The organism is Sorangium sp. So ce295 (assembly GCF_051527405.1).
Taxonomy (GTDB): Bacteria; Myxococcota_A; Polyangia; order Polyangiales; family Polyangiaceae; genus Sorangium; species Sorangium cellulosum_B.
Map to the genome: position 1 here is coordinate 2,331,378 of NZ_CP150324.1, position 13,909 is coordinate 2,345,286.

The following is a 13,909-nucleotide window of genomic DNA, read 5'->3' on the forward strand; positions in this document are numbered from 1 at the left end:
AGCCCGGCCAGCAGCTTTTCTTGACGGTGCGCTGCCTCACCTGCGACACTTCTTCGAAGCTCCGTCGACCTGCTGCCACGTCCGTCCTCCAGCGAGACCACCCCATGCAGTCCCCTTCGGCTCTTGCCGCGCCGCCGCCAGGTGCGCTCATTGGCGGCAAATACCGCCTTCTTCGGCGGATCGGCGAAGGGGCGATGGGCGTCGTCTGGGCAGCGCACAACGAGGCTACCTCCCGGGAGGTCGCGCTCAAGCTGCTGGTGCGGCCCGACCCGGAGCTCCGCGTCCGGCTGCTGCGGGAGGCGCGCGCTTGCGGCGCCGTGAGCCATCGGAACATCGTCGATATCTACGATGCTGCCGAGACGGAGAACGGCGATCCGTTCCTCGTCATGCCGCTGCTCTCCGGCGAGACGCTCTCGTCCTTGCTCAAGCGCAAGCGCAAGCTGGAGATCCACGATGCCTCGCGCATCGCTCGGGACATCGCGCGTGGCCTCTCCGCCGCGCACGAGCGGGGCATCATCCACCGCGACCTGAAGCCGTCCAACATCTTTCTCCACACCGAGCCTGGCGACGGCGATGCCATCGTCAAGATACTCGACTTCGGCGTGAGCAAGTTCCTCGCGGGTCCTCAACAGGTGAAGACCGCGACAGGCATCCTCATCGGCTCGCCGGCGTACATGAGCCCGGAGCAGGTGCGGGCGCAGAGCGATATCGATACTCGCGCGGACCTCTGGGCGCTCGGCGTGGTGATGTTCGAGATGCTCACGAGCAGGCGGCCCATCGAGGGCAAGGCGCATGAGCTCCTGAGAAACGTGCTGCACGGCGACATCCCGGCGGTGTCCCAGTCTGTCTGGCAGATCGATCCCGGCCTCGATGCGCTCGTGACGCAGTGTCTCCAGCGCGATCGCGAGAAGCGACCGCGCTCGGCGGCCGATGTCGCGGCGGCGCTCGAGCCGTTCGTCACGCCGTCGGCGCCGCAGCGCGTGCCCTCCAGGTCGGGGTCGTCGCCGGAGCTGCGGCACGAGATCCCGCAGCAGCTCGGGCGAGGGTCGTGGGGTGGGGCCGCTCCCGGGCGGTCGCCGACGCCGGCGACCGGGACGCCGCTCCCGGCGTCGATGGCGCATCTGCAGTCCCCGCAGGGGCACCCGATCACGCCTGTGTCGGGGCCGCGCGGGGCGGTCGCGTCGCCGCAGCAGCCGGCGGCGGGCGCGTGGCCGGGGCAGCCGGCGGCGGGCGCGTGGCCGGAGCAGCCGGCGGCGGGCGGGGCGGCGACACCGGGGCATCGGGAGCGGATGGCGAGCAATCCTCTGCTGGGGGACCGCGGGACCCTCAAGATGTCACCGGAGCAGGCGGCCGCCTATCGATCAGCGGCCAGCGCGTCCAGCGCGTCGCTCGCGCGTCCGGCCGCTCCCCTCGGAAAGGCGCTGTCGTTCGGCGGCACGGTGCCGCTCGATCCGCTCCCCGAGCCGAAGAGGCCGCCGCCTGCGCCCGCCCGCTCGCCTGTCGTGTGGATCGCGATGGCCGTGGTCGCGGCGGCGCTCCTCCTGGGGATCGGGATGGCCGCGGGGTATCTCTTGCGGCGCAGCGAGGTGGAGCGCCCGAGGAACCCCGGCGGAGAGCGTGCTACCTTCCGCGTCGCCCTCTCGTTTGCGCTAGGTAAAGCGACCTCGCCCGCCGCGGCGAAGCGCCTCGACCCACCCTGCTGAGCTCGATGTCCACCTCTTTCACGCAGATCGCTGCCGGACTGGTGATCGCCGAGAAGTACAAGCTGGTGCGGCGGCTGGGAGAGGGGTCCATGGGCGTCGTGTGGGCGGCGCTCAACCTGTCCACGTCGCGCGAGGTGGCGTTGAAGCTGATTCACCGCCCGGACGCCGAGCTCCGCCGGCGGCTGCAGCGCGAAGGGCGCAATGGCGGGGCGCTGCGGCACCGCAACGTCATCGACATGTATGACATGGGGGAGACCGAGTTCGGCGAGCCCTTCCTGGTGATGCAGCTGCTCACCGGAGAGACGCTCGCGGAGCTGCTCGTGCGCAGGCGGCGGCTCGACGCGGACGTGGCGGCGTCGATCGGGCGAGACGTGGCGAGGGGGCTCGCGGCGGTGCACGCGCTGCACATCGTCCACCGCGATCTGAAGCCGGCGAACATCTTCCTGCACCGCGAGGCGGACGCGGACGAGCCGGTGGTGAAGGTGCTCGATTTCGGGGTCGCGAAGAACCTCTCCGTGAACGACGGCATCCGCACGGCGACGGGCGGCGCGGTGGGATCGCCGCTCTACATGAGCCCGGAGCAGGTGAGGGCCGAGCCGAACGTCGACCACCGGGCCGATATCTGGTCGCTCGGCGTGGTGCTGTTCGAGATGCTGACGGGCATGCGGCCGTTCCAGGGGGACGCGAGGGCGGTCTTCACCGGCATCCTGACGGGCGAGATACCGAAGATCTCCCGGTACGTGCGGCGGGTGGACCCGGGGCTCGTGGAGCTCGTGGCGCGGTGCATGGCGCGTCACCGGGACGAGCGGATCGGGTCGGCCGCGGAGATCGCGGACCTCCTCGATGGGTACACGGCGGCGGGCGCGAGGGCGGGCGTCGCCGTCGGGGGCGGGGGCGGTGCGCAGGGGGCGGCGATGGCGGCGCCCGCGTTTCCCGGCGCGGCGCCGGCAGGAGCGCCGGTGTCGCCGATGGCGAGCGGGGCGCCGGTGTCGCCGATGGCGAGCGGGGCGTCGGTGTCGCCGATGGCGAGCGGGGCGCCGGTGTCGCCGATGGCGAGCGGGGCGCCGGTGTCGCCGATGGCGAGCGGGGCGCCGGAGCGGGAGTGGAACGCCGAGCTGACCCAGAGGCTCGAGCCGGAGGCCATGGCGAGCGCCGAGGCGGCGCTGGGCGCGTCGCCCGCATGGGGCCACGGTGAGCCGGGGAAATCGACGACCGCGCCGCTCGTGCCCGGCCCGGAGGCAGGACGAGGCCCGCAGCCGTCGCCCTGGGCAGCGCGCGCAACGCCGGTGCCTCTGCAGGCGCCGCGGACGCCGCCGCGGCGGCAGGCAGGCTGGAAGCGCCTTCCAGGCCCGGCCATCGCGGCGCTCGCCGCCGGCGCGGCTGGCCTGGTGGGCGCAGCGCTCTTCGTCGCGTTGCGCGCGCCAGCGCCCACGGAGAGCGCAGCCGGGATCGATGCGCTGCCGGAGGCCGGGATCGAGAGCGCCGCGAGCGCCGCAAGGCCGCCGGACCCGCCGCCCCCGCCGGCGACCGCTGCGCCTCAGGCTTCGGTGGCGGCTGAGCCGCCCAGGGTGGATGAGCCGGTGGATGCCGGCGGCGCGAACAGCGCGCCGGACGCGGGGCCGGCGGACGCGGGGCCGGCGGGCGTGGAGCCGGCGTCGGTGGAGCGGAGCCAGCCGGCGGTGGAGGCGGCGGCGCCGGTGGTCGCGGCGTCGCCGCCTGCTGCGGCGCCTGCGTCGGCGCGGGCGGTCGTCGCGGCGCAGCCCAGGAGTCAGCCTCCGGCGCAGCCCGCGCCCGCGCCGTCGCGGTCTGCGCAGCAACCGGCCGCCCGGCGGCAACCCGTGGATCCGTGCGCGGGCAAGACAGGGTTCATGCGGACGAACTGCCTGCGGGACCAGGCGAAGAAGAAGGATCCCTACGCTCCCTGAGCGGTGTTGCGCGCGGGGGAGCCAGGCATCCGAGGAACTGAGGGCGCATGTCGCCTTCGACGCACCGCTGGTGCTTGCCTGATCAGGCGTGTCCCTTCGGCTCCTGGACGTCCATGGCGCCCAGAAGGGCACGGAGGTGCATCGCCTGCGGCCGGAGGCCGCGCCGCTCGATCAGGTCCGCGAGCGTCGTCACCACCTCGCGAAAGGTGCTCGCGCGGCGCGCTGGTTCATCCGCGGCCGTGCCCGCGTCGACGGCTTTGCGCCATGCCTGAATTGCTTCGGCTTCGGCGCCGCGGTGCTGATGGCATAGGCCCTCCATCCGCAGCGCCTCGATGCGGAGCTGGGCGATGTCCCCGCGCTCGGCAAGCGAGGCCGCCTCGGCGTATGCGCGGGCCGCGCGTACGAAGTCGCTTGCCATCCATCCCACGCCCGCCTCGCCGAGCTTGGCCTGGCATGCAATGCTCCACAGCTGCTGATGCGCGGCGAGCAACGCCGCCTGGCCGTAGGTGGCCTGGGCCATGGGGCGGGCGCCCGCGGCCAGGTAGGCGCCGCCGAGAGCGAACGTCGCCCCGGCCTCCTGGGCCGCGAGGCCCTCGCTGTGGCACAGGTCGCGAGCGCGGCGATACGCCTCGGCCGTCGCCTTGAAGTCGTTCTTTGCGGCGGCGCGCGCGCCCTCCAGGAAGCACGCCTGGATGGCGGCAGCCGTCTCGGGCACGGGCATCGTGCGGCCCGTCGCCTGCTCGAAGTCCGCGCGCTGCTGCGGAGTCAGGGCTGGCCCGGGAGGGACCGGGGGGCCTTCCGACTTCCGGTCTGACTGCTGCTCGACGAAATCCAAGAGCTCATCGAGGTCGAACGAGAATCGCGCGCCCTCCGGCCCGAGCACGCTCGAGAGCGGGCCCTCTTCGGCATCGAGCACGGCGATGCGCAAGGAGGGCGGCCGCGCCGACCGAGACAACCGCTCGAGCGACCCGCGCCATGCGGGTGTGTTGGCGATCGATCTCGGGAGCAGGGCGACGAGCGCGCCGTCCAGATGGGATGACAGTCGCTCGGATGCAGCGGTGAGCACCGTGACCGCGTGCGCCTCGGGTGAGAGCGCGGGTGCGCGGGCGGGCAGCGAGAAGCGGGCGAGCGTGACGCCCTCGTCGGCGACACCTCTGCGGACGAGCTCGTAGTCGGTCGAGATGCGATCGCACAGCCCCGCGAAGTAGGGCTCGACGGCTTCGAACGCAGCGTCGTACACGAAGAGAGGTCTCCGGCTGGACGGGTCGTATTCGGCGAGGCGCATCGCCTTGACCACGTGGCCCCGGTCGCCGGAGCTGGCGACGAGCCTCGCGATGCGGTCCGGGCGTTGCTTCCAGAGGCGATCGAGATCGCGCAGGAAGCGCCTCGTCGCCACGGTGATCGGGTCCATGGTCCGCCTCAGTTCAGCTTGATGACGCCGCCGGTGACGTCGACGCTGCCGCCGGAGATCTTGACCGCCGCGCCCGAGATCTCCACGCCCGCGCCGCTGAGCTTGATGGAGGCGCCGCCTCCCGAGATGATGACCTCGCCCGCGGCGGTGACGTAGATGACGGGCGCGCTGAGGGCGGCCTGCGCGCCGCCGGCGAGGGTGAGGTTGACACCGGCGCTCACGGTCGCGTTGACGCCGACGTTCTCGTCCATCGTCAGTGCGCCGATCCGCGACACCGGCCCGGTCACGGTGTGGCTCATCGGGCCGGTGACCGTGAGGGAGCGGGGCCCCGTGACCGTCTCGACGCTGGGACCGACGATGTTGACCGTCTTCGCGCCGATGACGTTTTCCTCCACGGTGCCCATCACCGTGTCGCCCCGATGGCCGGTGACGTGAATGGACTGGTTGGCGCCGACGGTCAGCGAGTCGCTGACGCCGACCGTCACGGAGCGTGCCACGCCGATGCTCTCGGTCTGCGCGATGCCCACGTTGACCATCTGGCTCACTCCCACCGAGAGGCTCTGATGGACGCCCACCCCGATCGTCTGGAGCGTGCCCACGGAGACGTTCTGGATCTGGCCGATGGAGACGCTCTCCGTGATGCCGACGGTCTCCGTGTTGTTCAGCCCGACGGAGCTCGTGCGATTGTTGCCGGTGGACTCGGCGCGGTCGACGCCGACGCTCGACGTGCTGTTGTTGGTGATGGCCTCGCTCCGATCGTGGCCGACCTCGGCGTTGTAGTCCTTGCCGGCGTGCAGCTTGACCTGCTCATGCCCGGCCGCGTCGTCAAATGAGAGCTCGTTGTGAACGCCGCCGCCCGGGCTGGACGTCGACTTGAAGGTGCTGACGGTGGGCGCGCCGCTGCCTGAGGCGGGCGGCCGGTTCTTGCCGTTGTATACGCGCCCGGTCACCATGGGCCGATCGGGGTCGCCGTCGAGGAACTCGACGACCACTTCGGTCCCGACGCGGGGGTGCCATACGCCGCCCTCGCCGGCGCCGGCGAACATCTGGCTGACGCGCAGCCAGCACGACGAGGGCTCCTTGGTGTGGCGCTCGGCCTCGAGGTCCCAGTGGAACTTGACGCGCACGCACCCGATCTCGGCGCCTGGAGGGCCGCCGACGTGGATCTCGGCCCCCTTCGTGGACGGCTCCGCGGTGACGAACGCCGTTTGCGAGCCGACGATGCGCGGCTTGGGCGTGGTGCGTGCCGGCCGGAAGCCCGATTCGGCGGGGGAGCCGCTCTTGCCGCGGCGCGCGCACTCGATCCGGGCGGAGTACGGGACACCCGAGAGGGCCACCGGCGAGCCTGGCGGCAGCTCGCCGAGCGACTCGCCGCGGACGTCGACCGAGGTGGCGAGGTACTCGCCGTCGTAGCGGTTCTCGGGGTGCTCCACGCCGAGCACGGCGCCCGCGGAGAGCACGCGGCTGGTGGACGAGAGCAGCGCATACCGCGCCTCGCTCTGCAGTCGGCCGAGGCGCGCGCCGGCGAGCGGTTTGCCCTGGTCCGGGGCGTCCGGATAGAGGCCGGGGTATGTCGATTCGAAGAGGTCGCTCCCGGCGCCTTTGGAGGGGATGTCGACGTTCATGGCGAGGACCGGCTTCTTCCAGTTGTAATCGGTGTGCGATACCTTGGACGCGCGCAGTCGGCGGCCGAGCTGGATGGAGGTGAGCGCGCGGCCGAGCAGGTCGGGGCCGAGCCGCAGAGGTGGGGTTGGTCGCAGGGCGCCGCCGTCGGTGTCGGAGAGGACGAGCAGGCAGGTCGACTCGCTGTTCTCGAAGTGGTAGCGGAGGCCCTCTTCTTCGAGCAGGCGAGACAGGAACGCCAGGTCGCTCTCGTTGTACTGGACGCAGTAGGGCCGGGTCGAGACGTCCGTGATGCGGCGGAGGTCCTGGACGCGGAAGGCGAACTGCTCCGCCGCGGGGGCGAAGGGAGCGTCGAGAGAGTCGCCCGGCTGGAGCGGAGTGTCGCCCGCGGACATCAGGGGCTCGCCGAGGAGGACGGCTTCCAGGATCTGACGGGTCGTCTTTTCGAGGAAGATGCGGCTGCGCGTCCGGTGCGCCATGCGCACGAGCGGCGGCTCCAGCGTGACCTGGTAGAGCATGCCGTGCGGTACCGGGCCGATCTCCTCCGCCTCGGTGATCACGCCGTGCACGTACCGGACGAGCGGTTCGGTCTGGGTGAGGATCCGGAGGGTGGCGCGCTGGCCCACGATGTCGTCGGGATCCACCGGATCGGCGGGCTCGCGGGCGTAGAGGACGAGCGTGTAGCGATAGAGCGCCGAGATCGCCTCGCGGCCGGAGAAGGCCACCACGCGGAGGTGGGAGAAGGGGCCGGCGGGGCCGGCGGCGGACTCGAAGGCGAAGGCGAAGTCGGTGCTGTTCATCTTTTTCTCCTTCGTCCTTGTATATTCGACTCCGGGTTTGGAGAATGAAAGTGTCTGACGAGTGGAGGCGGATTCGATAGAGCAGCTAGCTCTTCATTGCTGAAGATCACGATGCCGGGATCTTCGAAGCCTTCGGCGAAGTATGCGTCCACGAGCTCAAATAAAAGCTTTCTTGCGTCGGATGTTAGTTGGTTTGATGAAAATCTAGATTGATCCTCTGGGTGAAGTCCATGCATTAGCCAATGGTCGAACCGGTCCTTGTTGTCTTGTAAGAATAGGGGGATTCCAACTGCTTGGAAAAGCTCCCTTCTGCTTGCGACGAACTTGCGCCACCGTCTCGATGTATCGATCTCTTGGGGTTCTCGTCGGTAATTCATGGCTAGTTGGCGGGGATGTGTCCGGCGTATTTCCCGTCCGCGACAATCCGTCCTGAGCGACTGATTGAATTCCCCGCTTTGTCGTAGATGTGCCAGTGATTGCTTTGGAATGGTGTTAGTGCTCTGCCTGAGTCAAAATGGACCTTTGTGCCGGTTTTGGTGTTTAAGAATGTTTTTCGGCCGGTCTTGGTGATCTCCACTAGCTCGAATCCAGCTTTTTCTAGCGCTTTTTTGCCGGAGTTGAACGATTTTCCAGCCAGATTCACGCCGTCGAGACCTAGCTCTCTTAGTTTGGCCTTCGCTGCGGATTTGCAAGAGGCTAGGCCGAATGGATCTGTCCATGTGAGAACATTGGAGACATATGTGTAGAGCCCGAGGCCGCCGCGTAGACCAATCGGGTCTTGCGAGATGAAGCGATCTGTCTTGGGGTCGTAGTATCGAAATCGGCTGTATCGAAGCCCGGTTTCGCTGTCCTCATATTGTCCCGGCCAGCGCCAGAGACATGGCGTTTGCGTCGCGTCGCTCTGCGTTGTTCCGTGGATGTCAATGTGCGCCTTCCATGCGATCTGGCCCGCTTGATCGAAGAGCGCGATCGGTGTGCCGAGGTGATCATTGACGATGCCGTGGCACCGGTTCCCTTCGAACCTGGCGATCGGCGCGAACGTCTCCGGCTCGAACTCCCACGTCGTTAAATCTGAGCCTGGCCGCACCTCATGGACGACGTCGTCGCCGTCCCAAACATACGTCGTCGTTTGTTCGCCGAATGTCTTGCGCACCCGCCGCCCCAGCGCATCGTACGCGAATGAGACGACCTCCCCGTCCGGCCGGACCACGTCCCGGAGCTGGCCAGCGCCGTCCCAGAGGTACTTCCACGCTCGCCCATCAGGCAGAACCTTCTCCGTTATGTTTCCGTCGGCATCGTGGACGTAGCTTACCCCGTCGGCGTTCTTGAGCACCCCTCCGCGGTCATAAATGCGATCCGAGCGATTCGGTGTCCGGTAGAGATTGCCAGCCGCGTCCGGCGTCCGATATTGCGTTGTTCCATCAGGCCGGAGGGCCGCTATCAGATACGAACGTCGATCGTGCTCGTACCGTGTGATGCCCTTGTGCTCGTCCGCGATGGTCGCGATCTGATCGTCCGAGCGCCACGTGTATTCGCGACGGAGGACCGGCGTGTCCGTGTGCAAGACCTGCTGCAATGCAGGCCGACCTGAGCGATCGTGCCCCCACTGCGCCACGACGCCTCCGGGGAGCGTTCGCCTGATCTCGGCACCGCTCGCGTCGCGCGCGAAGCGCACCGACCAGGGAGCACGTTGGGGCAGCACGTCAGCGTGAAGTGCCGCCGGATTGAAGTCCATCCAGGCCTCGTCGGGTAGGACCGCGAGCCCGCGCAAGAGCCCGTTGCCGTCGAAATCGTAGCCCGTGACGTGACCGCTGCTTGTGCGCCGCAGCACGCGCCTCCCCGCGGCGTCGTACCGGCTCTCGATGGCCATGTTGCCAACCCGCTCCACCACGACGCGGCCGAGCTCGTCTCGTTCGATGTGCACGTCGGCGTCGCGGTTCCTCGCTCGCACGAGGTCGCCGCGCGCATCATAGACGAACAGCACCTCCTCGGGCGGCGGCAGCGGCTGCTCGAGCGTGGGGCGGCCGGGCAGGAGCTGGCGGGTGATGCGGCCCAGGGCGTCACGCTCCAGCCTGGTGGTCTTCTGCTGTCCATTCATCATCTCGACGCATCGGCCCGCGCGGTCGTACCGGAATACCAGGGTGCGGCCGTCGAACCCGATCTCGCGCACCACGCGACCGGCCAGGTCGACGTCGATGCGGTACGTCTCACCGAGCTCGTTGATGAGGCCGACGAGGTCCTCCTCCACGTCGTAATGGTAGCGGACCGAGTGCCCCTCGGGGTCGATCTGCTCCACCAGCTTGTTGAATCCGGCGTACCGGTAGCGGGTGGTGTCGCCGAGCGTGTCGGTTCGCTCGACGAGGTTGCCCTCCGGATCGTAGGCTCGCCGTTCGACGCCACCGTCCGGGAACCGGATCTCGACCAGCCGACCGCACGCATCCCACGACAGCGCGGTTCTCTTGCCGACAGGATCGGTGTACGCCATGAGTCGGTCGAATCCGTCCCATGCATAGCGGGCTCGTCCGCCCTCGTGATCCTCGGTCTCCAGTAGATCGCCTCGATCGTCGTACAAGAGCTCGAACACCTGTCCCAGCGCGTTCTCGCTCTTCCTCAGCCGGCCACGACGATCGTGGTGGTAGCGGCACGTATGGCCAAGAGGGTCGGTGAGCTTGATCGGCTTTCCCCGGTCATCGTAGCCGATGGTCCAGCGGCTTCCGGCCGCATCGACGACGGCCTCTGGGAGGCCGAATGCATTGAAGGTAAGCTTCGTCTCCTCCCCAAGCGCGTTCGTCTCCAGGATGGTGTTGCCGCGGTCGTCGTACGCCCACTCGGTCCGGTGGCCCAGGCCGTCGACCTCCGCCACCTTTCGGCAATGGTGGTCCCATTCGTAGCGCTTCTCGACGCCGGTCGGGTCGATCTCGCGCTCCACGAGTCCCGCGCCGTTGCCGAAATAGTGCGTGCGGCCGCCGCGCCCGTCGTCCACGATCGTCGTGTGGCGCGCCTTGTCGTAGGTGATGCGCCGATCGTAGATGCCGCCATCGCCCCAGGTGCGTAGGCACCAACCCTCGGGATGTTCCCAGTCGTACTCGAAGTAAAACGAGAGCCCGTTCTTGTTGGTCTCACGGACGAGCACGCCGCCCCGGTAGCTGTACCGCAACGAGTGGCCAAGCGCGTCGGTCGCGCCGACCAAGCAGGAGCCATCGTATGCGTAACGCACGAGCGGTACGCCGTCGCAGGAGATCCGCGACAGGCGCCCATCCCGGGTGTGCTCGATCTCGATCCTGCGGCCGGCGCTGTCCATGATCTGCCGCAGCAGGCCCCGCTCGTAGTAGAGCTGGATCGCGTTGTCGCAGCGGTCCGACATGCGCACGAGCAGGAAGGTACGATCGCCAGCCTGCCCGCGAGGAGCGCCGCCGGGCACGGCACGGAAGTCATGCGCGATCCCATCCCACGTGGTCAGGCGATAGCCGTCTTCATGGCGAGCGAGGGTGTACCGGTCCAGGTCGTCCCACAGCGATTGTCCTGGCAGCAGGCGGTCGTGGGCGCGCTCGCGGCCGTCCGCGAGGCGCACCCGGACCTCGAGGCCGTCCTCGGTCACATGCGCGTCGAGGGGATGGTGCCAACCCTGACCGAGCGAGCCGCAATACCGGTCACGGCTGTAGTAGTTGCGCTCGAACCTCAGCGGCAGCGGACCAGGCAGCTCGAAATCCACGGCATCCGTCAGGACCTCGCCTGTCATGACGTCGACAGGGTGGCCGGTGAGGAAGCAGATGAGCTTGCTCAACCTGGAGTTCGGGGCGGCGTTCAGTGCCTTGTGGAGCGCGCCGGAGAACCACTTGGTGCGGATCCCGCGCGTCACCGCCGCGAACCAGTCCACAGCCTCGGGGCCCCCGACGTCCACGGGCGCGCCCAGCGGGATGGCGAGGCACAGCGACGTCGGCAAGTTGAGAGGGAAGTTGCAGCTCGCGACCATCGAGCCCATCCGCCCCTCGGACGAGCCCTCGAAGGTGACGGTCTTCGCGCCCGTGACGAGGGTCCCCTCGTTGTCGGGAACATCCGTCGGGTGGAACGAGACTCCTGGCGGCATCGGAAAGTGCGGGATGGCGATGCAGTCCGTGCCGGTGTTCCCGATACGGACGCTGTTCACGAAGACGGGCCCGCCGCCGCCGAAGACGGCGGTCATTCCGGCCGAGATCAACAGCCCGATCGGATCGAACACGATCCCGATGAACGGGTGAGGCAGCGGCACCGGTGCCGGCGAGGGCGGCACGATGACGAGGTGGATGTCGATGCCGAGGACGGGATCGAAGAACTTGGCGGCCTGGGACATGGTACCTTCCGCAGTTGCTCAGGGCGTGGTTGTCGCCGGGCTCGCCGCTCGTTCGCGGAGGGCTGCGACGGCCTGGATCATCTCGATCGACAGCTTCGGATCGCGCGCCAGCCTCGCGGTCCATAGCCGGACGATGGGCAGGTGAGCCGCCTCGGGCATCTCGAGATCGTGGAGCGTCTCGACCACCTGACGGCGGCCGCCGGCAGCAAGGATCCGCGCGTACTCCGGTACCGAGAGCGGTCGCTCCCGGAGGCGCTCCAGCGCGCCCACATACGCTTCGTCGTGCTTGAACCGCAGCGAGAAGCCGGCGCTCGCCGCCTCGGCCTCGAGGGCGGCCTTCCAGTGCCGCTCGACGGCGGTGAAGTCGCGCTCTGTCAGCTGGTGGGCTCCGAGCACCTCGGCCCGAGAGCGATGCGCCTTGTCGATCTCGGCCGAGATCTCGGCCCATCGCTCGATCGCGAACACCTCCGGCTCGGCGTCGAGCCCGGCCGGCTCTGCGACGTCGCCCGGCGCTGGCGCCTGCTCGTCGGCGAGCGCGATCGCCGCCAGCATCGCCGGCGGAGGTGGGCGTTCCGTCGGTGCGTCGCTCTCGGACGGCGGTTCCTGCTCGGGCGCCGCATCGATCGGACCCTCCATGGTCGGTTCAGGCGCCACGGCCGTCCACGCGGGCGATGGCGCTCCCTGACCGCCGGTCCACCCGATAGGCAACTCCCTGGTGCTGACGAAGAGCGGCGCCAGCACGGTACCTGTCGGGTCAGCTTCGGCCGCGCGGTGTTCGCGATGTTCGACCGATGAGGCGATCCCCGCGAGCATCCCAGGAGCGGCAGGCGCGAAGGGGAGGGGCGACGCCCCCATCGAGGCGGCGCTGCCGATCGCGGTCGTCTCGACCGCGGCTTCCGGCACGCCGCCCGGGGAGGCGCCCTCATCGCGATCCAGGGCCGCATCGAGGTCCCTCTTGCCGAGAAAGACCGTGCTCTCCGCGGCGGAAGGGGCGAGGCGACCGCCGTCGGCGGTGACGTGGATCTCCGCTTTCCGCGCGACCTCGTACGGGACCGAGCCGCGCCACGTGACGCAACAGACCCCGCGGTCCGTGTCGATCCACAGCGTATCGCAGCGGAGATCCAGCCATCGTTCGGGTTGGTGCGGCGCCCGGAGGACGACGCGCGGGACGACGCCGTCGAGGCGCGTGACGAGGCGCGGGTGCTCGGGGTGGAGGTTCTCCAGCGCGATGCGCTCGTCCGGCGCGAGCCTGTCCACCTGCTGGTCGGGCGGCGCGCTGTTGAAGTAGGCCGCGTCGATGTCGTCCGGCAGCGGGTGAGCGTGCCAGTTGCGATGATCCCACAGGGCCGCGGAGCGACCGAGCCGCTCCGATCGGTCAGGCCACCCAGGAGCGATGGGGCCCATCCCCGAGGGAGGGATGGGAACGTGCGCGCTGGCGACGTAGATCCCGGGCTGCTGGAAGTTGGGCGCCCAACTCGGACCGCCGGCGGGCCCGAACGGAGCGGGCGCGATGCCCGCAGGGTTGCTCGTGCCGCGGCCACCCGCGGCGCGCTCCCAGCAGAGCGGTAACCGGGTGAACTCGGCGGGTTGGGAGAGCTCTCCGCTCGGCTGCACGCTGCGCTCACCGTAGACGGCGATGGCCTTGTTCACCGTGCCTGCGGAGAGGCGCGCGATCAGCGAGCGGACAGGTTGTCCGTGCGGTGCATAGACGTGCCCGGTGACCAGGACGTCCGCGCGACGCTTGAAGGGGACCAGATCGCTGGGAGCTCGCAGGCTGTTCCGCTCGTCGCCTTCCCAGGGGACATCCTCGGCGCAGATCTCGTCCTGATCCTGCGCGAGGGGCGACAGCCCCGGGGACAGCTCGTAAGTCGCTTTGCAGAGGAGGGTCAGCGAACGGCGTCTGTCGGCTGTCTGCCATACGAACGAGGTCGCCTGTAAAGGGCAATGCGAGGTGATCGGTAGGGATTCAATAGATCCTTGTCGCATAGGAGTCATTGCGTGGGGGCGGGATTGTCGGACGGTCTACGAGCGAGGAGCGGCGGCTGCGGATCCGAAGTCGTTGTTCAAGTGCGAGATCCGGCCAGCGCGCTCGCGACAGCGGAGCCGCTGCCGAGGAA

At 69.1% G+C, this 13,909-nt stretch carries 6 protein-coding genes; 2 read left to right on the forward strand and 4 right to left on the reverse strand.

The features are described 5' to 3' along the window. Positions 1-104 precede the first annotated feature (104 nt). Both WMF11_RS08945 and WMF11_RS08950 read left to right on the forward strand, forming a co-directional pair. On the forward strand, positions 105-1,703 hold the full coding sequence (locus tag WMF11_RS08945; protein WP_437977172.1) for a protein kinase domain-containing protein: 1,599 nt from the start codon (positions 105-107) through the stop codon (positions 1,701-1,703). A gap of 5 nt (positions 1,704-1,708) precedes the next feature. Continuing rightward, positions 1,709-3,628 (forward strand): protein kinase domain-containing protein, encoded by a 1,920-nt coding sequence (locus WMF11_RS08950; RefSeq protein ID WP_437977173.1) that lies wholly within the window; start codon positions 1,709-1,711, stop codon positions 3,626-3,628. 82 nt (positions 3,629-3,710) lie between these two features. Here the strand turns inward: WMF11_RS08950 and WMF11_RS08955 are convergent, their stop codons facing one another. From WMF11_RS08955 to WMF11_RS08970, 4 genes are all read right to left on the reverse strand, one after another. Beyond that, positions 3,711-5,039, reverse strand: coding sequence for a hypothetical protein (locus WMF11_RS08955; protein WP_437977174.1), 1,329 nt, complete (start codon positions 5,037-5,039; stop codon positions 3,711-3,713). A gap of 8 nt (positions 5,040-5,047) precedes the next feature. Then, positions 5,048-7,462, reverse strand: coding sequence for a type VI secretion system Vgr family protein (locus WMF11_RS08960; protein WP_437977175.1), 2,415 nt, complete (start codon positions 7,460-7,462; stop codon positions 5,048-5,050). Positions 7,463-7,841: 379 nt separating this feature from the next. Next, complete coding sequence (locus WMF11_RS08965) at positions 7,842-11,792, reverse strand: DUF6531 domain-containing protein (RefSeq protein WP_437977176.1); 3,951 nt, start codon at positions 11,790-11,792, stop codon at positions 7,842-7,844. An 18-nt stretch (positions 11,793-11,810) separates the two neighbouring features. Next, a complete protein-coding gene (locus tag WMF11_RS08970) occupies positions 11,811-13,778 on the reverse strand; it encodes a DUF2169 domain-containing protein (protein ID WP_437977177.1) in 1,968 nt (655 codons plus the stop codon). Between the last annotated feature and the right edge of the window lie 131 nt (positions 13,779-13,909).